Annotated in this window: 19 protein-coding genes; 17 read left to right on the plus strand and 2 right to left on the minus strand. The window is 60.7% G+C overall.

What is annotated here, in order from left to right; all coding sequences use genetic code 11:
* Positions 1 to 127: 127 nt before the first annotated feature.
* From AB4Y87_RS17165 to AB4Y87_RS17205, 9 genes are all read left to right on the plus strand, one after another.
* Positions 128 to 457: a DUF3040 domain-containing protein gene (locus AB4Y87_RS17165; RefSeq protein WP_442005516.1), complete on the plus strand. Its 330-nt coding sequence runs from the start codon at positions 128 to 130 to the stop codon at positions 455 to 457.
* Positions 454 to 921 (plus strand): flavodoxin family protein, encoded by a 468-nt coding sequence (locus tag AB4Y87_RS17170; RefSeq protein ID WP_442005517.1) that lies wholly within the window; start codon positions 454 to 456, stop codon positions 919 to 921. The genes AB4Y87_RS17165 and AB4Y87_RS17170 overlap by 4 nt, the downstream gene beginning before the upstream one ends.
* A complete protein-coding gene (locus tag AB4Y87_RS17175) occupies positions 921 to 1367 on the plus strand; it encodes a universal stress protein (RefSeq protein WP_442005552.1) in 447 nt (148 codons plus the stop codon). Before AB4Y87_RS17170 ends, AB4Y87_RS17175 begins: the two co-directional genes overlap by 1 nt.
* Position 1368: 1 nt before the next feature.
* Positions 1369 to 2361 carry an ATP-binding cassette domain-containing protein gene (locus AB4Y87_RS17180; protein ID WP_442005518.1) on the plus strand — a complete coding sequence of 331 codons (993 nt, stop codon included), beginning with the start codon at positions 1369 to 1371 and terminating at the stop codon, positions 2359 to 2361.
* Complete coding sequence (locus AB4Y87_RS17185) at positions 2358 to 3122, plus strand: ABC transporter permease (RefSeq protein ID WP_442005519.1); 765 nt, start codon at positions 2358 to 2360, stop codon at positions 3120 to 3122. Before AB4Y87_RS17180 ends, AB4Y87_RS17185 begins: the two co-directional genes overlap by 4 nt.
* Before the next feature lie 2 nt (positions 3123 to 3124).
* On the plus strand, positions 3125 to 4576 hold the full coding sequence (locus tag AB4Y87_RS17190) for a DUF4389 domain-containing protein (protein ID WP_442005520.1): 1452 nt from the start codon (positions 3125 to 3127) through the stop codon (positions 4574 to 4576).
* Complete coding sequence (locus AB4Y87_RS17195) at positions 4573 to 5529, plus strand: polysaccharide deacetylase family protein (RefSeq protein WP_442005521.1); 957 nt, start codon at positions 4573 to 4575, stop codon at positions 5527 to 5529. Before AB4Y87_RS17190 ends, AB4Y87_RS17195 begins: the two co-directional genes overlap by 4 nt.
* Positions 5530 to 5617: 88 nt before the next feature.
* Positions 5618 to 6151 carry a hypothetical protein gene (locus AB4Y87_RS17200; protein WP_442005522.1) on the plus strand — a complete coding sequence of 178 codons (534 nt, stop codon included), beginning with the start codon at positions 5618 to 5620 and terminating at the stop codon, positions 6149 to 6151.
* Entirely contained in the window at positions 6126 to 6596 is a 471-nt protein-coding gene (locus tag AB4Y87_RS17205) for a pyridoxamine 5'-phosphate oxidase family protein (RefSeq protein ID WP_442005523.1), read from the plus strand. Before AB4Y87_RS17200 ends, AB4Y87_RS17205 begins: the two co-directional genes overlap by 26 nt.
* Before the next feature lie 68 nt (positions 6597 to 6664).
* On the opposite strand, the gene mgtA is transcribed toward AB4Y87_RS17205, so the two are convergent.
* Positions 6665 to 9334 (minus strand): magnesium-translocating P-type ATPase, encoded by a 2670-nt coding sequence (gene mgtA, locus AB4Y87_RS17210; protein ID WP_442005524.1) that lies wholly within the window; start codon positions 9332 to 9334, stop codon positions 6665 to 6667.
* A gap of 497 nt (positions 9335 to 9831) precedes the next feature.
* On the opposite strand from mgtA, the gene AB4Y87_RS17215 reads away from it, so the two are divergent.
* On the plus strand, positions 9832 to 10572 hold the full coding sequence (locus AB4Y87_RS17215; protein WP_442005525.1) for a glucose 1-dehydrogenase: 741 nt from the start codon (positions 9832 to 9834) through the stop codon (positions 10570 to 10572).
* Between the two features lie 117 nt (positions 10573 to 10689).
* Here the strand turns inward: AB4Y87_RS17215 and AB4Y87_RS17220 are convergent, their stop codons facing one another.
* Positions 10690 to 11316: a TetR/AcrR family transcriptional regulator gene (locus AB4Y87_RS17220; protein WP_442005526.1), complete on the minus strand. Its 627-nt coding sequence runs from the start codon at positions 11314 to 11316 to the stop codon at positions 10690 to 10692.
* A gap of 185 nt (positions 11317 to 11501) precedes the next feature.
* On the opposite strand from AB4Y87_RS17220, the gene AB4Y87_RS17225 reads away from it, so the two are divergent.
* The 7 genes from AB4Y87_RS17225 (at position 11502) to AB4Y87_RS17255 (ending at position 21374) form a co-directional block, all read left to right on the plus strand.
* Positions 11502 to 12854, plus strand: coding sequence for an MFS transporter (locus tag AB4Y87_RS17225; protein WP_442005527.1), 1353 nt, complete (start codon positions 11502 to 11504; stop codon positions 12852 to 12854).
* A gap of 32 nt (positions 12855 to 12886) precedes the next feature.
* Positions 12887 to 15553: a family 78 glycoside hydrolase catalytic domain gene (locus AB4Y87_RS17230; RefSeq protein WP_442005528.1), complete on the plus strand. Its 2667-nt coding sequence runs from the start codon at positions 12887 to 12889 to the stop codon at positions 15551 to 15553.
* Between the two features lie 54 nt (positions 15554 to 15607).
* Positions 15608 to 16840 (plus strand): glycoside hydrolase family 1 protein, encoded by a 1233-nt coding sequence (locus tag AB4Y87_RS17235; RefSeq protein WP_442005529.1) that lies wholly within the window; start codon positions 15608 to 15610, stop codon positions 16838 to 16840.
* Positions 16837 to 17655: an SDR family NAD(P)-dependent oxidoreductase gene (locus AB4Y87_RS17240; protein WP_442005530.1), complete on the plus strand. Its 819-nt coding sequence runs from the start codon at positions 16837 to 16839 to the stop codon at positions 17653 to 17655. Before AB4Y87_RS17235 ends, AB4Y87_RS17240 begins: the two co-directional genes overlap by 4 nt.
* A gap of 114 nt (positions 17656 to 17769) precedes the next feature.
* Positions 17770 to 18774, plus strand: coding sequence for a LacI family DNA-binding transcriptional regulator (locus AB4Y87_RS17245; protein WP_442005531.1), 1005 nt, complete (start codon positions 17770 to 17772; stop codon positions 18772 to 18774).
* A gap of 111 nt (positions 18775 to 18885) precedes the next feature.
* Positions 18886 to 19536 carry a TetR/AcrR family transcriptional regulator gene (locus AB4Y87_RS17250; RefSeq protein ID WP_442005532.1) on the plus strand — a complete coding sequence of 217 codons (651 nt, stop codon included), beginning with the start codon at positions 18886 to 18888 and terminating at the stop codon, positions 19534 to 19536.
* 281 nt (positions 19537 to 19817) lie between these two features.
* Positions 19818 to 21374, plus strand: a complete 1557-nt coding sequence (locus AB4Y87_RS17255; RefSeq protein ID WP_442005533.1) for an ABC transporter substrate-binding protein — start codon at positions 19818 to 19820, stop codon at positions 21372 to 21374.
* Positions 21375 to 21376: the final 2 nt, after the last annotated feature.

Below are 21376 nucleotides of genomic sequence, written 5' to 3' on the forward strand. Positions count from 1 at the left end.
GCCTTGATTCTGCACGCCCAGCCACTGCATGAGGAGGGTCTTTGGTCCCCTGCCCCGCTGTGACTTTTGGCCCTGTTTCGCCACGTGCAGGCGGCCCATGCTGGACAGGAGAGCAGGAGGCAAAACCATGGAACTCTCCAACTTTGAGAAGCTGGAACTGGACAAGATCGCTCGGGGCCTCGAAGAAGAGGATCCGAAGCTGGCCGCCCTCATGAGCTTGGAAAATCTTGGACGAATCCGGTGGAAGCATGCCTTCCGCGGAGCCCTTGTTGGCCTTGCGGGACTCGGTTTGCTGCTGGCCGGGGTCGCGGTGGGGGAACCAGTGCTCGGCATAACGGGCTTCATGGTGATGGGCGGCGGCACCTACTGGGCAACTCTCTTCATGGATGCCCATCCCGCCCGGCGGAAGACCCAGGCCGCCAGGCTCCACCACGAAAACGACAAGGAAACACCGTGAAGGCAGTTATTGTTTACGACTCCGCTTTCGGAAACACAAAGGAAATCGCGGAGGCTGTCGCCTCCGGCTTGGGAACGGCCAAGGCCAGGACAGTGCCGATCGCGCAGTTCCGGCGTGGGGATGTCTCGGCTGGCGACCTGTTGGTGGTGGGAAGCCCCATCAACGGCTGGCGGCCAACGCCGAAGATCATGGAAGGTCTGGCAGCTGTTGGCATGCAGGGACTTTCGGGAGTCCTGGCAGCTGCCTTTGACACCAGAGTCAAGCTGTTCATTCATGGCGATGCAGCGAAAAAGATCTCCCGGCAACTCAGAAACGCGGGTGCAACACTCGTCAGCCAACCCATGCCTTTCTATGTCAAGGGCACGGAAGGTCCCCTTCTGGCCGGCGAGCCTGAGCGGGCAAGGAATTGGGGCGGGGAGCTGCTAACGCTGATGAATACCCGTGCAACCAAGAGGAGTGCATGATGGCCGGTCGCTTGGACCCCAGCAAGATCATCGTTGGCGTCGATGGGTCCAAGGCGTCAGTGGAGGCGTTGCGCCAGGGCCAACATCTTGCGATGGCCCTCAACGCGCCGTTGGAGGCATGGGGCTGTTGGGAGCTGCCGCTCGGATACGAGGGATACCTGGCGATGGGCATCGATGGCTTCGCCCATGATGCAGAGCAGCACGTAAAGGATGCCCTTGAGGAGGCATTCGGGGCCCACCTGCCAAAGAACCTCAGCACCCGACTTGTCCAAGGCTCGGCACGGGCTGCCTTGGTGGAGGGCAGCAAGCATGCAGCACTCGTCGTCGTCGGCCGCCGTGGACATGGTGGCTTTGGTGGCCTCCTTCTGGGTTCTGTGAGTTCCGCAGTCGTGGCGCACGCCCACTGCCCCGTCGTCGTCGTCCATTCCCCCGAAACCGCTCCCTGAGATGCAACCGGACCAGAAGATGCGGCTTCCAGCCCATGAGCCAACGGTTCCGGCTACAGCCAGCCCAGGTGGAGTGATCGAGTGCACAGGCCTGAGCAAAACATTCGGGCGCAAAAAAGCGCTCGACGCCGTCAACTTGAGCGTGCCCGCAGGGTCGATCTTCGGTTTCCTGGGACCCAACGGTGCAGGAAAGACCACCCTGCTCCGCATCATGACCGGCCTCTCCCGTGCTTCATCCGGTGGCTTGCAGATACTGGGCATGGATGTTGGTGCGGAAGCCCCCGAGGTCCGTCGCGAGGTTGGTTACCTCCCTGACGTTCCGGCGTTCTACGACTGGATGACGGCTTCCCAAACTCTTCAACTTGCAGGCAGGTTGTGTGGGCTTAAGGGCGGAATCCTGGACGAACGGGTCCAGGAGTTGTTGGGCTTCATGGGGTTGGCTGGAAACAACCAGGCAATCGGGAAGTACTCCCGGGGAATGCGTCAACGCCTGGGTGTGGCACAGGCCCTCATCAATTCACCCAAACTGCTCTTGCTGGACGAACCCACCAGTGCACTGGATCCCGGGGGCCGAAGGGACCTCCTGGATTTCATCGGAGGACTGCGAGGTGGGACCACCGTGTTTTTCTCAACGCATATCCTCAGCGATGTAGAGCGCGTTTGTGACTCAGTGGCCATCCTCAATAAGGGAAGAATCCTCTCACAATCCTCGATGGATGAGCTCCGGGCCAGCCATGGACAACAAACCATCGCAGTGGAGGTCAGCACGGGAGCCGAGAGGCTCGCCCATGCCATTGCGGGCAGGGCCTGGACCATATCGGTACATCCTGGCCAGCGGGGGGAGATCCTGACGCGGGTGTCGGATGTGGCTGCTGCCCAACACGAGATCCCCACCATGGTCAGCGAACAAGGCACGGGATTGGTTCGCTTGGAAAGCGCCGAGATCAGCTTGGAAGACGTCTTCCTCGAACTCATTGGAGAACCGGAGCCGTGAAGACCTTTCCAGTCCTYGCTTGGAAGGAAGCCCAGGAAATAATCCACACCTGGCGCATCTGCGTGCTTCCGGCCATGGTGATCTTCTTTGCTGTCATCGGCCCGCCGCTGGCACGGATCACTCCTGAACTCCTGGGATCCCTTACCGCCGGGACCAAGGGGTCGGTCACGCTGCCGCCGGCAACTTTTGCCGACGCGTACGGGCAATGGATCAAGAACCTCTCCCAGATCATCCTGTTCGCGATCATCATTATGTACGGCGGAATGGTCTCCACCGAGGTCCGCGAGGGCACTGCAGCTTTCGTACTCACCAAGCCCGTGCGTCGAAGCACGTTCATCATGGCCAAAGCAACCGTCCACGGGCTCTTTGTCAGCATCGCGTTTGTGGTGGGCACCCTGGCAACATGGTTCATGACGCAGCTGGTCTTTGGCGCCGCACCCGCTGGCCAGCTCTGGGCTCCGGCGCTCCTGCTGCTCCTTTTCGCACTCCTTGTCCTCGCCTTCATGGAACTCTTCTCAGTTCTGATTCCGGCCACTGCAGGGGCTGCCGGGGCCGGACTTGGCCTGTACGCCCTGTTGGCGGCGGGCGGAGCGTGGGATCCGTTGGCGAGCTATTCTCCGGCTGGCGTTCCCGCCATTGCTGCCGCGATGGCGGCGAATCAAGCACACATGTCGCCGGCATGGCCAGCGATCACCGGGCTTGTTGCCGCAATAGCCGCTGTCGCGTTGGCCGCGTTCCTCTTCAAACGGAAAGAACTGTAGCCATGACGAAGCCAGCCTCAATCGTGATGCTCGTCGTAGGGATCACACTGTCAATCTTTGGATTCGCGCTTACAGCCGGAGGGGCAGCGGCAGCGTTGCTGGCCTCAGGCCAGGGCGATGAAGGTTACTTCACATCCCGTACGGAGCGCTACACCGTTGCATCCTATGCATTGGTCTCGCCTCAACTGGATGCCATCGGCGAGGGCACTGCCGAGAGACTCCCGTTCGACGTTGGCACCCTGAGGCTCCGGGCTACGTCTGCGGATCCTGATGGGAGCGTCTTCATCGGCATTGCGCCCCAGGGTGATGTTGATGCGTATCTGAAGGGAGTCCACCACACAGAACTGCAGGAAGTGAAGTTCCAGCCCTTCCGCCCGGTCTATCGGGACATCCCCGGGTCCTCAACACCTGCCCTACCCGCTGGCCAACCCTTATGGGTGGCCTCCGCTTCCGGTCCAGGACAACAGGAACTCACCTGGAACATATCCGCGGGCAACTGGACCGTGGTTGTCATGAATGCCGACGCACGTGATGGCGTTTCGGCCGACCTCCAGGCGGGCTTTCGATCAGAGCTTATTAAGCCTGCTGCCACTGGCCTGCTTCTCTCCGGCACCTTGGCTCTCGTCCTCGGAGTCCCGCTGTTGGTGGCCGGCGCAATCGGACTCGGCAGGCACGGCGGCGCAACTGCTCCGGCAGTCCTTCAGGCGCCCCTCGTTGGCGAACAACGGCAGGAACCGGCGGGCATCATCGGCCATCCGGTTCGCTTGGGGGGCCATCTTGATCCTGCCCTGACACGTTGGATGTGGCTGGTCAAATGGTTCCTTGCGATTCCGCATTTCTTCGTGTTGTTCTTCCTTTGGTTTGCTTTCGCGGTGACCACGGTTGTCGCCTGGTTTGCCATTCTCTTCACGGGCCATTACCCGCAGTCACTCTTCCACTTCAACGTGGGCGTCCTGCGATGGAACTGGCGCGTGGCCTTCTACGTCTACGCCGCCGGGGGCACGGATCAGTACCCGCCCTTCACGCTTGGACGCACCAACTATCCTGCCGACCTGGACATCGACTATCCGCCGCGCCTTTCCCGCGGATTGGTGCTCATTAAATCCTGGTTCCTGCTTATACCGCATTTGCTCATTGTCGGGGCCATCACTGGCACAGCGACGTGGGCATGGCGCACGAATGATGGACCCGCCGGTGTGGTGGGCGACCGCGGCGGAGGATTGTCGCTGCTTGCCCTTCTCGTGCTTATTGCACTGGTAATTCTTCTGTTCACGGGTAGGTATCCCCAGCCACTCTTTGCGTTCATCATGGGTCTCAACCGATGGGTCTATCGTGTCCTGGCCTATGGAGCCCTCATGCGCGATGAGTACCCGCCCTTCCGGCTGGACCAAGGCCCGGATGAGCCTGACTTCGTCGAACCACCGGGTCGAAACCGACGGGACGGCCACCTGTGACCGGGAACGGTCCCCCGGCGGACCTGCCGTCCCAAGGCAAAGCCCGACGGCGGATGGTCGCCGTCGTGGTCTTGGCCGCCGTATTGGTGGTGGCGGCAGGTCTCGCGCTGATGCTCAGCATGCGGCCCGGTGCTGCGCCGGAAGCTCCGGCGCAGGGGGCATCGTCGGAGTCTCCGGTCGCGACCACCTCACCGGGTTCCGCCGCAAGCTCCCACGAGGCGCCACCGTCCTCGGAGCCACCCTTGGTTCCTCCCCCTGAATCCGTGCCGGGCACTTCCGATACCGCACCTGCCACGCCACCTGTGCGCCCCTTCCCGGAGTCGCTTCTGGGCCAGGACCTAACGTCGATCCCGGGCGCGGGAAACAAGATTGCCTTGACATTCGATGGCGGCGCCAACGCAGCCGGGCTTCAAAGCATCCTGTCCACGCTCGACCGGGAGCAAATCAGCGCAACGTTCTTCCTGACGGGCACTTGGGCAGCGGCCAACCCGGACGGCGTGGCCCGGATTGCGGCAGCCGGGCATCGGCTGGGCAACCATTCAATGACCCACCCCGCTTTCACCCAGCTCACGGATTTGATGATTGCCGACGAAATCGGACGGGCCGAGTCGGCCATCGTTGCGGCCGGCGGTGCCCCCCGGCCGTTCTTTCGGTTCCCTTTCGGAGACCACGACTCCCGGACCATCAATACAGTCAACAGCCTCGGCTATGTGCCTGTGCGCTGGAGCGTGGACACTCTCGGATGGAAGGGAACCAGCGGGGGCATGTCCCGTGAATCCGTCGCCCAACGGGTATTGGGGGGCCTGCAGCCCGGAGGCATAATCCTCATGCATATCGGGTCGAATCCTGACGACGGCAGCACCCTGGATGCTGACGCTTTGCCGCTCATCATTGAGGGGACAAGGTCCGCCGGATTCGGTTTCGCCACTCTCGATGCGCTGTTGGCCGGCTAGTCCATGGATGCGCCCCGGTACCGGAGCCATTCTGGGTGTCGTGATCGGACTCATCCAGGAATTCCGCACCATCATTTAGGAGGAAGACATGACCTTTGTGCTGCTTCTGATCGTTCTGGGCTTCGTAGCCGTGACTTCCATTGCCGGTGGCCTTGCCCTGGCGCTTGGATCCTGGCTCGGGCCGGAACGCCTCGGGCTACCGCCTGAGATACAGCTGCCGGCTGAATACCTGGAGGGGTCTCCCTTCAGCACATACCTGGTGCCTGGAATCTTGCTTGCATTCGTTGTAGGAGGCCTCCACACGGCTGCTTTCGTTTTGCTCCTCAGGCGCAATCCTTTGGCCGGTATGGCAGCCGCAGCAGCTGCCTATGGCATCCTGGTATGGATCTTCGTGCAGATGTCCCTGATCCCGTTCAGCGCGTTGCAAGCTGTCTACTTCGGTGCCGGCCTCGCGGAGTTGGGGCTGCTGATGCTTCTGCTTGGCGTCATTCCCACAACTGATTGGCAAGGCTCGGCGCGGCCGATCGGAACAAACGCATCCCGTGGCGGGACTTTGGGCCCTGTTAGTCACAAGCGGGCAGCCGTAGGATCGCCGCATGACCGACAAGAACATAGTGCCTGAGGCAGAAGTACTCGAAGCCGACGATTGCTGGAGGCTTCTGGGCGAAACGAATGTTGGGCGTCTCTCCGTGATCGTGGATGGCCACCCGGACATCTTTCCGGTGAATTTCGCCGTGGACAATCGGACAATCGTCTTTCGAACCGGAATGGGGACCAAGCAACAGGCGATGGAAGACGACGCCGTCGTGGCCCTTGAAGCCGACTCAGTGAGCGCCGAGTTCGGCATAGCCTGGAGCGTCGTAGTAAAGGGTGCAGCCGGCGAGGCCGGTACGGGCGGTCCAGCTTTGGATGAAGTCAGACGTGCCCTCTTCCCGTGGCAAGGCGTGGGCCAGGACCTCCTCTACCGGCTAGTCCCCCAATCCGTCTCCGGCAGGCGCTTTGATCTCTCCGCTCCAATGTCGCTTCAAACCCCGCTCGACGACGCAACTCGGGCAGGCTTGGAATAGGAATCCGGCGCGGGGTGATGTGGGGATTCTGGTGGCGAGAAGCCCTGTAGCGACGGGGTGATCAGACGTCAGGGGATGTCCTCCGTTGGCCCGGATAGTTTTGCGGCGATGCTGAACCGGGAGGCCCGCCTGCTGATGTGATGGGTTGCCCGACGCCGAGGAATGGGTAACGCGGCGGCAGGGGATTGTTGCTTGGCCCGGGAGAAGAACCATTTTTTGGCGAACTCCACCATGGTCAGATATACGATCACCATGCCCAGAAGGGCCAGGAAAAACGGTGACGGTAATGGGTCGAAACCGAGCCAAGGCCCCGTCGCTGTCAGGGGCAAGGCCACTCCCACGGCGACTACGGTCAAGGACGCCACGACCAGCCCGGCCGAAGGCCTGCTGCGAAGGAAGGGCACCTTGCGGGTCCGGATGACGAAGATGATCAGGGTTTGGGTGGCGATTGATTCGATGAACCACCCGGCGCGGAACTCCCCAGGCACAGCATGGAACACTGTCAGCATGAGGGCGAAGGTGGCGAAGTCAAAGATTGAGCTGATGGGACCGAAGAGGAACATGAATCGTCGGATGAAGGCGATATCCCAGTGGGCAGGGGCGCGGAGTTGTTCGTTGTCGACTCTGTCGCTGGGAATGGCCAGTTGACCGGCGTCATAGAGCAGGTTATTGAGCAGGATCTGGCCTGGGAGCATGGGCAGGAAGCTCAACACCACCGAGGCAGTCGCGGCGCTGAACATGTTCCCGAAGTTACTTGATGTTCCCATCAGGACGTATTTGATGGTGTTCGCGAAGATCCGGCGGCCCTCCCTGACGCCATCGGCGAGGACGCCGAGGTCTTTGTCGAGCAGGATGACGTCGGCGGCATCCTTGGCGACGTCGGTGGCCGTATCCACCGAGATGCCTATGTCGGCCTTGTGCAGGGCCAGGGTGTCGTTCACCCCATCTCCCAGGAACCCCACGGAGCCGCCGCTCTGACGCAGGGCAGTGATGATTCGAGCTTTATGTTCCGGCGAAACGCGGGCAAAAATTGAGGCGGTGCGGGCTGCGGGGACGAGTTCCGTATCCGACATCCCAYCGATGTCGGCCCCTGTAAGGGTGCCCCCGGAGAGCACGCCGACGTCGGCGCAGACTTTCTCGGCTACCTTGGCATTGTCGCCAGTGGCAATCTTTACCGTGATCTGCAATGCTTCCAGCTGGTCCAGTGACGTTTTTACGTTGGCTTTGGGCTGGTCCAGGAAGATCAGAAAGCCCGCCAAGGTGAGGTCGTGTTCGTCTGCTTCAGTAACTTCGACCAGTCCGGGGACCTCACGGTAGGCGACCGCCACGACCCGGGCTCCTGCCTGGAATTGTTCATTCAGCGTCGCCAGCACCGCGGGTGTTGGCGGCCCGCAAAGGGTGAGGACTTCTTCGGGGGCGCCCTTGGTGATCAGCAGCCTCCGGCCTGCGTTTTCGTGGACCAGCACGGTGGTACGCCGGCGTTCGTGGTCAAAGCTGATCAGGTCCAGGCGGTTGAAACGTTCAGGGTCGAGCTTGGCCGCTTGAGGGCTGGACCAAAGGGCGGCGTCCAGTGGGTTCTGTCCGGCAGTTGAATACTTGGCCGTGGTGTAATCCGACTCCGTGGACAGCAGCCCCAGTGTGAGCAGATAATCCTTTGCAATCGGCGAGGTTGCTGGAAGGGCGTCGGTGAAACTGATCCTTCCTTCTGTCAGCGTGCCGGTCTTGTCGGTGACCAGGATGTCCATGTCGCCCAGGTCTTCGATGCAGACGAGCCGTTTGACGAGTACCTTCCGTTTGGCCAGCAGCCGTGTGCCGGTGGCCAAACTGGTGCTGACAACAGCCGGGAGAAGTTGGGGAGTGATACCGACGGCGATGGCCAGTGAGAACAGCAGTGATTCGATGATCGGTCGTTGGAGCAGCAGGTTGGCTACGAAAATCAAGGTGGTCAGGCCGATGGCGACCTGCAGCAGGAGGAATGAGAAACGTCGAAGCCCGATCTGGAAGTCCGTCTGCGGTTGACGTTCTCCCAGTCCGGAGGCGATCCGGCCAAATTCGGTGCCGCTCCCGGTGGCCACCACCACGCCGGTTCCACTGCCGGAGTGTACGACGGTGCCCATGAAGGCGCACGACATCAGATCTCCCAGGGCTGCGTTATCCGGTGCGGGAGAAGGGTCTTTCAACGCCGGTAGGGACTCCCCCGTGAGAATGCTCTCATCGCACAGCAGATTGTTCGTTTCCAGCAGCCGAAGGTCCGCAGGAATGATTGTTCCCAGTCCCAGCTGCACGATATCGCCAGGGACGATGTCCGTCACGTCCACTGGAAGGGTCCTGCCATCCCGAAGCACCAAAGCCTGATGCGTGATCTGTGAGTGCAGGGCTTCCGAGGCGCGTTCGGCCCGGAATTCACTACTGAAGCCCAGACCAACGCTGGCCAGCAGGATTGCACCAATCACTATCGAGTTGGTCACGTCCCCCAAGAACATCGATACAGATGCTGTGACGAGCAGCAAGATCAGGATTGGGCTGGCGAGCTGACGCCCAAGCACGGCCCAACCGTTGGCCTTATGTGACAGGACAGCGTTAGCCCCCACTATGGCCAGGCGGGACGCGGATTCCTGATCCGATAATCCTGACGTGCCCGAATCAAGCTGGTTCAGGACTTGATCAGCGTCCAATCTGGCCGCGCCCATAATGGGAAGCTGAAGGAAGCTCCTCTCCCGACCATCAACAGAGGTCATGCCAGGTCCGTTCCCTTGGTAGCGGTCGTATTAGAGACAAAGACCCAGCCCTCCTGGAAGAAAATCCAGCACAGGCCCGGTCGCGACTGCCGTCATAGCTGGAGTCTGCCACTTGGTCGGGATCCTGGGAACAGCAGGCCGCCGGCTTAGTCCCCAGCCCCGATCGAACCTCTGTAAGCTCCCTCTCCAAGTCCAATTTTCCCAACGGGTTCCGTCGCGCCACCCTTTACCGCCGACCCAACCGGAGATATTCAAATGAGGCAACAAATGCCGCTTGGGGTCTGGAATTGAGCCACCGATCGGTGACCTTTAGCCCTATTGCCGGTTGCTGCTCCGGGTCATTCTTGGACTGGGACGTCCACATCGAAGAAACATGTCTCTCTTCGGGCCATGGTTCCGTGACCGGGCCCCGCCCGACCCGGAATGCTCACTCCGCCCGAGACCGCCGTGACGTCGCGTAGTGCTGTGTTCAGTGCCATAGACCGAAGGAGCATCAGATGGAACGAGTCATCGACAAAGTAGCCCTTGTCAGCGGTGGCGCCAGGGGGATCGGGGCTGCAATCGCAACGCGGCTGCACGGTGAAGGAGCGAAGGTCATCATCGGGGATGTTCTGGACGATGAAGGAACGGAGTTCGCCGCTCATCTCGGGTCCGGGGTGCGGTATGTTCACCTGGACGTGACCAGCCCCCAGGACTGGCAAAATGCGGTGCAGGCTGCTGTTGAGGAATTCGGTGGCCTGAACATTGTGGTGAACAACGCCGGTATCGTGAACTTCGCCCCGATCGAGGACTACACGCTGGAGCAGTGGAACGCGGTGCTGGCGGTGAACCTAACCGGGACGTTTAACGGGATCAAAGCGGCAATCCCGGCCCTGAAAGAGGCACGGGGCGGGTCGATCGTGAATATTTCATCAATAGCGGGGCTGCGAGGCTACGAAGGGATTCCCGGATACAGCGCCTCGAAATTTGGGGTTCGGGGGTTGACGAAGAGCGCAGCGTTGGACTTGGGCCGCCATGGCATCCGGGTCAATTCTGTTCACCCCGGCGTTATTTCCACACCCATGACGGCTGGGATGCCGATAGACATGAGCCACACAGCACTGGCCAGGATAGGTCATCCCGGGGAAGTGGCCGATCTCGTCTTGTTCCTGTCCTCAACCGAGGCATCCTTTGTCACCGGCGCCGAATTCGTCATCGATGGTGGAGACACCGCAGGAACCGTGAGCGGCGGTCAATAACTCCCGGGCCACCGGCTCCTTGCCGGGCTTTCGGCAGACGAGCTCCGTGCACTTGAAACCGGCCTGCGGGCTGTAAGTCGCGAGCTGCGCAGCAACGCGTGAGCTGCCGCTGACTAGCTAAGCTTCTTCCGGCGTATCGATGAACCGCATGAGCGTCTCCAGCAAGTGCAGTGTTTTCCGATGAGGGTCCAGGAGGAATTGAATCCGGAGTCCGTCGATCATCGCCATCACCATGGTGACTTTGTCGTCAGCAGTTAGTTCCTCACTGTCCTGCGCAGTGGCGAGCCGCTTGCTGGTGAAGTAGTCGCGCATTCGCTCACGGCGAGCGATGAAGAAGTCATGCGCGGGATGCTCGGGGTTGGTAGCTGCGATGGTGATGGACAGCCAATTTCGCATGTGATCAGGCCGCGCAAATTCCTCTTTAAGAACACTGCTCAACACCAACTCCCGGGGCACCTTGGATTGCACAATGCGCTTGGCCAGCTCGGCGTCGTCGGCATCCCGCTCCGCAAGGGCGGCGAGGAGAAGATCATCCTTGGTGGCGAAGTGACGAAGCAGGGCCGCATGAGTGACGTTGGCGCGTGCGGCGATATCCCTGAGGCTTGCCCGCTCATAGCCGTGTTCAGCGAAGCTGGCCGAGGCCGCGCGCACGATCTCCGCGCGACGAGCCGGCGTTGTTGCGTACGGGCCACGCCTACCGGAGCTGACTTTCTTCCCGGTCTCCTGCTCAGAAGTGGTAGTCACGAACAGCCTTCTCTCACGAACGGAAAATCTCTTTTTTGCGTTGGGTCTTGTCAATTGTAACCACTGTGACTACTATTCACGAATAGTAACCATCGTGGTTACCTTTACTGGTACCGACCTCACCGTCGTCCAGTCATCACCTGCGATGCCGCAGGCGACCAACTACCTTTATAGAGGAGTCATTGGTGACTACTGATAAGCACGGGGCTCCACGTCTCGCCGGCGGCATTGCAGCCGCCGAACCATCGCCGGGCAGTCATCTGCCAGTCGGCCCCATCGAACATCCAGAGCTCACGGAAGAGCCCCAGACTCCCGTGAGCAAGGGCTACATTCTGTGGCTGATGTTGGCCAGCTTCGGCGCATCAATCGCAATGATGGTGCCCCTCTCCTATGGCATTGCCGTTCGGATCACCGAACTTGCTCCCGGCCAGGAGCAGATGCTCGGCTTCATCACAGGGACAGCGCAGGGCATCTACCTGGTTGTCAGCCCCATCATCGGCATCTGGAGTGATCGCACGCGGTCCCGCTTCGGCCGCAGGGCTCCTTTCATCTTCCTGGGTACAGGCATCGGCCTGGCTGGGTTGGTGGTCATGGGCCTCGCCCCGAACCTCCTGCTGGTGGGTGCGGGGTGGGTCCTGGGAATGTCCGGTTGGTCCATTTCCGGTGCTGCAATCCAGAATCTGATGGCTGACAAGTTGCCGGAAGGCCAGCGCGGCCGCGTCTCGGCACTGACGGGACTCATGACGCAGATTGCTCCCGTCCTGGGCATTGGTGTTGCCTACGCAGTTTCTTCGAACACTTTCCTGGTGTTCGTCGTCCCGGGCGTGATCGGCGCCATCCTCCTGGCACTCTTCCCGCTCATCAAGCCGGAAGGAAGTTCACAGAACATTACCGTGGACAACCGGGTCACCTTCCGTTCGGTGATCGCAAGCTACGGATTCAGTATCCGTAAATATCCGGACTTTGCATGGAACTGGCTGGGCCGTTTCGTCTTCTTCATGGGCCTGTATTTCAACACCACTTTCGGCACGTTCTTCTACGCCCAGCGTCTCGGGCTCCCCGTGAGGGAAGTGGCCGGCGTTGTGGCGACCATTGGAATGCTCGGCGTGGTGGCTGCTGCGGCCGGTGCACTGCTGGGTGGCTTCCTTTCCGACAAGCTCAAGCGACGCCGCTTGTTTGTGGTCATTGCCGCAGTTCTCTTTGTGGGTGGAGCCTTGGCTGAAGCCTTCGCATGGTCGCTCCCCCAGCTGATCATCGGCGCAATTCTCATGCAGACTGCCATCGCCGTATTCGCGACGGTAGACCAGGCCATCGTCTTCGCGATTCTGCCCAACCGCACCGAAACGGCACGGTACATGGCGGTGGTTGCCTTCGCCCAGAAGATCCCAAGCGCCGTGGCCCCACTGGTCGCCTCCGTGATCATCACCATCGGCATCACCGGATCGGACAAGAACTACACCTTCCTGTACCTCTCGGGCGCGGTACTGGCGCTGATCGGTGGGCTCGTGATCGCGCTCAAGGTCAAGTCCATTCGATAACGCCCGCATCGGCAGAAGAAAGAAGAAAAACTATGGGCGAAGCGCCTTATGACCTCATCGTGGACAGCGGTGGAGACCAGTTCTCCGTCACCGGCCCCGCTCCGAGGCTCTCGTGGAAGATTCCCGCCGACGTTGCGGCGACGGCTTACGAGCTGGAGGCAACGGTCGACGGCGTGGCGCAGCCGACGTCGACGACGGCCACCCGCCTTCACGTTTCATGGCCGTGGCAGGAACTCCGCAGCCGGCAGCGTGTCACCTGGCGCGTACGGATTGCAGAAGAGACGGCCGAATGGTCGGCGTGGTCTGCCTTTGAAACAGGTCTTCTCGACGGCGACTGGACGGCTTCCTGGATTTCCCCGGTCGAGCAAGAGGACAAGCCATACGGCCAGCGGCCCGCCCATGTCCTTGCCACGGAATTCATGATGGACGCGGAGGTCAAGACGGCCCGTCTCTACGCCACAGCCCTTGGTGTCTACACCGCGGCGATCAATGGAGAACGGGCCGGGACCGCGGAACTGTCCCCCGGGTCGACGTCGTACGACCATACTCTCTACGCCCAGGCCTCGGACGTGACGTCCTCGCTGGCCCCCGGACTCAACAGGCTGGCCATTGAACTGTCCGACGGCTGGTACCGGGGGCAGGTGGGCGCGTTCCACTATCCCGCCGATTGGGGAACTACGCTGGGCGCCCGCGCGGAACTGCACATCGAACGTGCCGATGGATCGCACCAGATCATCGTGACGGATGGCGACTGGACCAGCACACCCTCAACCACAACACGTGCGGACCTTATGGACGGACAAACGGTGGACTTTACCGCCCCGGCCGCACCGCCGTCGAAAGTCCAGCTCAACGTGGTGGATTCCCCCGCTATTGACTGGTCGCCCGCTCCACCGGTGCGGGTCATCGAAGCACGAGCGGCGAAAAGCGTTAACGAAGTAAGGCCCGGCGTGTGGATTGCGGACTTCGGCCAGAACGCCTCCGGATGGATCCGGCTCGAAGATCTGGGGCCGGAAGGAACGCACACGGTGATCGAGTACGGTGAGCACGTTGACAGCGATGGCGACCTCTCAACCTCACACCTGGATTCGCACCGGCCGGGAGAACCAGCAAGGATCTTCTCCCAGCGCGACGAAGTAACCGCGGGCGCGCCTGGCCAAGTCTTTGAACCCCGCCACACTGTCCACGGTTTCCAGTACGCGCGCATCAGCCGCAACGGAGCAGGCCTGGACCCGTCAAAGCTCAGCATGCAGATTGTGCACAGCGACCTCCCCAGCACGGGTGAGTTCGCTTGCAGTAACGAGGACCTGAATCAACTTCATCGCATCGGACAGTGGAGCTTCCTGGGAAATGCTGTGGATGTTCCTACCGACTGCCCAACCCGCGAACGCCTGGCGTGGAGTGGTGACTACCAAGTGTTTATTTCCACAGCAACGCGCTTGAGGGATGTGCTCGGGTTCAGCCGGAAGTGGTTGAGATCGGTGCGTGACGACCAGCTTGCCGATGGCCGCATTACGAACTTCTCCCCTGACGGCCGCGGCATCAAGAACAACTTGGACGATCAGTTCGCCATGATGACCGGATCTGCCGGCTGGGGAGATGCGATCGTCACTGTTCCTTGGGAGTTGTATGAGGCCTACGGAGACGAAGCCGTTCTCGCCGAGAACTGGGATTCGATGCTCCGGTGGGTCCGGTGGGCGCTGGAAATGGCGCGCACAACGCGCCATCACGCACGGGCAAAGGCATCCCCCGAGCCTGAGCCGTACGAGCAATATCTGTGGGATGGCACTTTCCATTGGGGCGAGTGGACGGAACCCAAGGAACGCGACGCCAACGGACGCCTGATCGACCCCGTCCAGGACAACCCCATGGCCTGGTTCATGGAAGACAAGGGCGAAGTGGGCACGGCCTACCTTTACCGCTCGGCTGCCACGATCGCTCGGATCGCCCGCGTCCTCGGACGATCCGCGGAGGCGACAGAGTTTGAGGAGGTTTCCGATGCTGTCCGCGATGCCTGGCGTGCAGCATATCTGCGTCCCGACGGAACAACCAACGCCGACACCCAGGCAAGCTACGTCCGGGCCCTCGCCTTCGGCCTCCTTCCCGGACAATCACGCGAAGGTGCCGTCGACCGGCTAGTGGAACTCATCCGTTCCGCAGACACCCACCTGGGAACGGGGTTCCTCTCAACGGGCTACCTGCTCCCGGTCCTCGTTGAAGCCGGCAGGGCCGACGTCGCCTATGAATTGCTGCTTCAGCGCACGGCGCCGTCGTGGCTATACATGGTGGACAAGGGCGCCACCACCATTTGGGAATCCTGGGAAGGAATCGACAATAACGGCGACGCCCATGACTCGCTGAACCACTACAGCAAAGCAACCGTGCTCCGGTTCCTGCACGAGCACACCCTTGGATTGCGCCAGGCCGAGGGCTCTGTGGCCTGGCACTCCATTGTCATTGCCCCCACACCCGGACCGTCGGTTACGTGGGCCAGGGGCTCCCATGAAACACCCAATGGCACCATCAGCGTCTACTGGCAACTCGACAGTGACGAGCTCCGCATCGACGCCGACATCCCCGCTGAGACGACAGCCCGAATCATCTTTCCCGACGGATCCGAATACACGGCCGGGCCTGGCAGGTTCCGCGCCGCAGCGCCCGCGGCTTTGCACGGCATCAGCGTGCCAAGTCCCGCCTGAGACACCTTCAATCCGCCTGCAAGGGCATCACACCTTTCAAGAAATGAGAAACTCATGACAACTTTCCCTGCCAATTTTCTCTGGGGCGCCGCAACCGCCGGACACCAAATCGAAGGCAACAACGTCAACAGCGACTGGTGGGCACGCGAACTGACCATGCCGGGCATGGAACTCTCCGGCGACGCGTGCGACAGTTACCACCGGTACCGTGAGGACATCGACCTTCTTGCCGACGCAGGCCTGACCTCGTACCGTTTCAGCCTCGAATGGTCCCGCATCGAACCTACGCCAGGCGCCTTCTCCAAGGCCGAACTCGCCCATTACCGTCGTATGATCGAGCACTGCTTCGCCCGGAACGTCACCCCGGTGGTGACCTTGCAGCACTTCACCACTCCGCAATGGTTCGCGAACGACGGCGGCTGGTTGGCTCCGGACGCATCGGAAAAGTTCCAGCGCTACGTCAAGGAAACCACCACCATCCTGGACGGCGTGGAGTGGGTCGCGACCATGAACGAGCCCAACATGCAGGCAGCGATCATGACAGCAATGCGCCGAATGCAACTCGCCGAGGGCGGCCAGTGGCAAAGTCCAACCGTCGAGGGCACTGAAGAGACCAAACAAACGCACAGCGACTTCCTGACCTACGCCGATCCGGAAATAGGAAGGACGTTCACCGCCATCCACCACGCTGCCAGGGAGATTATCCGCGCCCACACCGACGCGAAGGTGGGATGGACCATCGCGGCCGGGGCGCTCACCGCCGCCCCTGGCGGGGAAGAGAAGCTGCTGGAGATCCGCTACGGCAAAGAAGACGTCTACTGGGAGGGTAGCCGTGGCGATGATTTCGTCGGCGTTCAGGCCTACTCCAGCCAGCAAGTCGACGCCAACGGGCTCGTCCCCCATCCTCCGCACCCGGACAACACCCTGGTGGGCACGGCATACCGGCCCGACGCATTGGCCATGGCAGTGCGCCACGCCTGGAAGATTACCGGGGGCATCCCCGTGCTGGTCACGGAGAACGGCATCGCTACAGCTGATGACCAGCAGCGGATCCGCTACACCACAGAGGCACTGCAGGGCTTGGACCAGACCATGACCGAAGGAATTGACGTTCGGGGCTACCTCCACTGGTCCCTGCTGGACAACTTCGAATGGGGGCACTGGGAACCTACGTTCGGCCTGATCGCCGTCGATAGGGAAACCTTTGCCCGCACACCAAAGCCCAGCCTCGCCTGGCTTGGCCGCGTCGCCCAGAGCAACCAGCTCGACGTCGAGGTTTCCGCATGACCACCGCATTCGCCGATGCCTCGCTCACCCCTGTCCAGGACCTGCTTTCCCTGGCCGGACGCAGGGCCGTCGTTACCGGCGGCGCGCAAGGCCTGGGCAAAGCCATTGCACTCCGCCTGGCAGAAGCCGGTGCGGACGTGCTGATCGGGGACGTAAACGCGGACCTAGCCCTCGATGCCGCTACGGAAATCGCGAACCGCTTCCCTGTCCGGACACTAGGCCTGGGCATGGACGTCACCGACGCCGAATCGGTCCGGCTCGGCGCACTGGAAGCCGTGGAGTCATTCGGAGGTATCGACATCTGGGTCAACAACGCGGGCATCTTCCCCAGCGTCCCGGTCCTGGAGACGACTGACAGCATGTGGGAGCAAGTCTTTGCCGTCAACACCCGCGGCGTTTTCAATGGCTCCCGCGAAGCCGCACGCCACATGTCCAACGGGAATCACGGCGGGGTCATTGTCAACATCGTCTCCACGGCCGGATTCGGTGGGACGGCACCGGGCTTGTCCGCCTACGTCGGATCGAAACATGCTGTCCGTGGCATCACCAAGCAAATGGCCCTCGAGTTTGCCCCACTGGGCATCCGCGTGCTCGGCGTTGCCCCAACCTTTGTGCCAACCGAGGGCAACATGGCCGCCGCTGCTGCGCACGCCCCCGCAGATGGGACAGCGGCCATGGACGTCATGACCAACAGCCTCATTGGTCGGATGGGAACACCGGATGACATCGCACGCGTGGTCCTGTTCTGCGCAAGCGACCTGTCCACCATCATGACCGGCAGCACGCTCTTGGCCGACGCAGGCCAGACCATCTAACGCCAGCAGGATCACCCTCCAGCCAGGCACGTGCGCGGCAGCAAGATGCACACGTGCCTGGCTGGGCGCAGCACTTGTCCAAGGAAGTGAAAATTGCCGTCCGAAGAGACAAAAGTGCAATCGAGAACAGCCAAGGCAACTATCTATGATGTAGCGCGGCAAGCCGGCGTTAATCCATCAACAGTTTCCAGGGCCCTCAATAATCCCGAAAGAGTCAATGCCCGCACAAGACGCTTCATTGAGGCAACCGCCCTTGAACTCAATTTTCAACTGAACCATGCCGCCCAAGTACTCCAGACAGGATCAACAAAGACGCTCGGGCTAATTGTTTCAGACGTCACCAATCCAACCTTCTTTGGCATTCTTCGCGAGGCAGGAAGAGTCGCGGCACAACGCGACTACACCGTGGTTCTGGTAAATGCAGCCGAGTCCCCGAGCAAAGAGCTCGCTTCGGCCAATCGAGTTATCAATGCCGTGGACGGGCTGATTTTGACCAGCCCTCGCATGAGTGACCCTGATATTCAGCTTCTAGCCAAGACCACACAGGTAGTCGTGATAAACCGGGAGGTAAATGGCATTAGCTGCGTCATCCCTGATCCAGACAGGGGTGTTAGCCAGGCAATCCGCCTCTTGGCAGGGAATGGGCACAAAAAGGTCCTCTTCGTCGCGGGGCCGGAACTGTCCTGGATGTCCGCCCGCCGATGGGACGCCATCTCGGCCGCCTGCGAGTGGTGCCATCTCGCAGCCGAACGCATCGAGTCGGCGGCACCAACCGTTGACGGGGGCAGGCGAGTCGCACGGGCCGTCAAGGCCTCAGGAGCAACGGCCGTCATCACCCACAACGATCTGCTGGCGATTGGCCTGATGCACGAACTCCAAAACGCGGGAGTTGTCATACCCGATGCCCTCAGCATCATAGGCTTTGACGATATTTTCGGCGCAGACTTCACCACGCCGTCATTGACAAGCATCAGGTCCCCGCTGGGGCAGTGCGGATCGTTGTCCGCCGGCCTGGCCCTGGCCTCCCTCTCCGGCACTGTTCAAGATCCCCAAACCCTGCCCTTAGACACCGAATTGATCATCCGGGGGTCTGCGGGACCTTGGAAGGGAGTCCTATAAAACTGAGTCATGCTCCCTTTTTGCAGCCAAACTCTCTTTGGCGACGTTTGGAGGTAGCTCAATTTCAGGAGTCCTATGGTGTAACACTCAATTTTCGACTACCGTTAGTGCATGGACTCGACAACAGCCCCCCGGAAGCGGTACGCAAAAACACTTGAGCGCCGGTCTGCCGTAGCCCGGGCCGCCCTCGACATCGTCCTGGAGAAGGGGCATCGAGCTTTGACCACGGCGGAGGTGGCAGCGCGGGCCTCGATGAGCGAGACCGCCATGCTCTACCATTTCCCGACGCGCGACCACATTCTTGTCGCGGCCATGGAGCTGGCCGATGAGGATTATCGCGCCATCCTTACGGCCGAGTTTCACGTTATCGATGGCGGGAAGGCCGACTGGCCTCCACCCGCAATGGCTCACCTGACCCTGGATGACCAAGCTACGACCCGCCTGTTCCTCGCGTTAAGCGCAGAGGCAGTCAACCCCGAACATCCGGCCCACGCGTACCTGAAGGCCCACCATGAGCAGGTGATTTTTGAGTTCACTGAAGGAGTCAAAAGACGCCAGGCCAAGGGAATTGCTGATCCCAAACTCGATCCGGACAGGGTTGCCCGCCAAATGATGGCCGCATGGAGCGGTCTTCGCATGCAATGGCTTATCGACCCTTCCCTGGATCTGACGGCGGCAGTATCACAGTCATTCCTTGCCCTTAACGGTTACCCACTCATGAAGTTCAAACAAGAAATGACCGAATTCATGTCGCAAAGCTGATCTCAACAGACCACAAACTTCCACCGCAGGATTTAGCAAGACAAGACCGCCCCGAATTCCGGACAATTTATTTCTGAATTCCCGGTGGTCATTTGGAGTACCCGAAATGCAACAGGATTTCAGGGCAACATTAACTTTTTTAAAATGATGGCAATCGGTTGCCTTTTCGCTTTTCTAGTGCTTTGCTAGTGATATCGGTCACCCCAGACTAAATGGCCCAAACAATGGCCCCCCAAAAAATCTCCAGAAGCTTTTCCTCAATGACAAAGGAGTCTCAAGACATGTTCCCTGTCTTGTCCCGAACCACATCACTGACCCGTGCGGCAGTAGCCGCCGTCGCGGTAGCAGCGCTACTCTCCACGGCGGCGTGTTCCTCTTCCGCGCCGGCGTCGGAACCTACTAATTCCTCACGCAACGAGGAACTCAGCATTGCCGTTCAAGCCCAGCCGGCTTCGTTGGACCCGGCCCAGCTCGCTGAAGGACAGCAGTCCTACATCTGGGCATCAATTTTCGACACCCTTCTCATGGTGGACAAGGACAACAAGATCCGTCCCAACGCGGCTGAGAGCTGGAAATATTCTGATGACCTGCGCACGCTGACCCTCAAGCTTCGCAGCGACCTGAARTTCAGTTCCGGAGACGYCGTCACTTCCAAGGACGTTGCCGCAACCTTGGAGAGGACCAGGACGACACCGGGCCAGCAACAGCCCAAGCTCGCCAAGGTGTCCTCCATTTCCGCCCCCGATGCGTCGACAGTAGTTATTCAGCTTTCCGCTCCGGAACCATCGCTGCTGAACTATCTGGCGCAAGCCACTGGCGTCATTGGTGACGCGGACACGTTGGCGTCCGACACCACCAAACTCCGCCCAACTGGCTCCGGACCCTACGTCCTCTCGGACAAGACTGTGGACGGCACCGAGTACGTCATGGAACGCCGGGATGACTACTGGAACGCCTCGGCCTATCCATTCAAGACCGTGAAGGTCAAGGTCATCCAGGACAGGACCGCCCAGTACAACGCGCTCCAGGCAGGGGAAGTAAAGGCAGCCCTGATCCAGGCACCGCAACGCAAGCAGGCCGAAGGTGCAGGATTCGCAGTCAAGGAGGTGCAGGCCACGGCCGCTCTCGTTCTCGTCCTGGCCGACCGGAAGGGAGAACTCGTTCCTGCCCTGGCCAACGTAAAGGTGCGCCAGGCTATCAACATGGCCTTTGATCGGGCGCAGGTGGTCAAGGCCCTCCTCAATGGGCTGGGTAAGCCTACGGTCCAGGTGTTCGACCCCAACAGTGGAGCATACGATCCCGGACTTGAAGATGCCTACACCTTCGATCCGGCGAAGGCACGCAAGCTATTGGCTGAGGCAGGATACGCCGACGGTTTCTCCATGACGATGCCAAGCACGGTCATCTCCCAGTCCTTCGAGCCGGTGATCACGCAGGCTCTTTCGGACATCGGGGTCAAGGTGACGTGGGAACCTGTGCCTCCGCAGAATACTGCATCATCAATAGCCTCGAAGAAGTATCCGGCAGTTCTCTGGTTCTACGGACTCAACAGTGCAGGCCGTCAGGTGGGCGACATGTACGCTCCTGAAGCCTTCCTCAACCCCTTCAAGTGGCAGGACCCTGAATTCGACAAGTTGGTTCAGTCCATTGCCACCGAACCAGACGATACAGCCCGCGATGCTCTGTATAAGAAAGTCAACGAATACACCGTGAAGCAGGCATTGAACGCGCCGATCGCCTACGTAGGCACGCTCTGGGCAACAGCTCCGGGCATTGATTTCCTCCCTACCGGGGTGGTTTTGCCGACCGTACGTGACTTCGGCGTATCTGGAAAATAGGG

It is taken from the genome of Paenarthrobacter sp. RAF54_2 (genome assembly GCF_052113945.1).
Lineage (GTDB): Bacteria > Actinomycetota > Actinomycetes > Actinomycetales > Micrococcaceae > Arthrobacter.

Excerpts from the sequence above, each read along its gene's own strand:
- AB4Y87_RS17165 (WP_442005516.1), top strand. The coding sequence starts at position 128 with ATGGAACTCTCCAACTTTGAGAAGCTGGAACTGGACAAGATCGCTCGG.
- AB4Y87_RS17175 (WP_442005552.1), top strand. The coding sequence starts at position 921 with ATGGCCGGTCGCTTGGACCCCAGCAAGATCATCGTTGGCGTCGATGGG.
- AB4Y87_RS17180 (WP_442005518.1), top strand. The coding sequence starts at position 1,369 with ATGCAACCGGACCAGAAGATGCGGCTTCCAGCCCATGAGCCAACGGTT.
- AB4Y87_RS17190 (WP_442005520.1), top strand. The coding sequence starts at position 3,125 with ATGACGAAGCCAGCCTCAATCGTGATGCTCGTCGTAGGGATCACACTG.
- AB4Y87_RS17200 (WP_442005522.1), top strand. The coding sequence starts at position 5,618 with ATGACCTTTGTGCTGCTTCTGATCGTTCTGGGCTTCGTAGCCGTGACT.
- AB4Y87_RS17205 (WP_442005523.1), top strand. The coding sequence starts at position 6,126 with ATGACCGACAAGAACATAGTGCCTGAGGCAGAAGTACTCGAAGCCGAC.
- AB4Y87_RS17215 (WP_442005525.1), top strand. The coding sequence starts at position 9,832 with ATGGAACGAGTCATCGACAAAGTAGCCCTTGTCAGCGGTGGCGCCAGG.
- AB4Y87_RS17230 (WP_442005528.1), top strand. The coding sequence starts at position 12,887 with ATGGGCGAAGCGCCTTATGACCTCATCGTGGACAGCGGTGGAGACCAG.
- AB4Y87_RS17235 (WP_442005529.1), top strand. The coding sequence starts at position 15,608 with ATGACAACTTTCCCTGCCAATTTTCTCTGGGGCGCCGCAACCGCCGGA.
- AB4Y87_RS17240 (WP_442005530.1), top strand. The coding sequence starts at position 16,837 with ATGACCACCGCATTCGCCGATGCCTCGCTCACCCCTGTCCAGGACCTG.
- AB4Y87_RS17250 (WP_442005532.1), top strand. The coding sequence starts at position 18,886 with ATGGACTCGACAACAGCCCCCCGGAAGCGGTACGCAAAAACACTTGAG.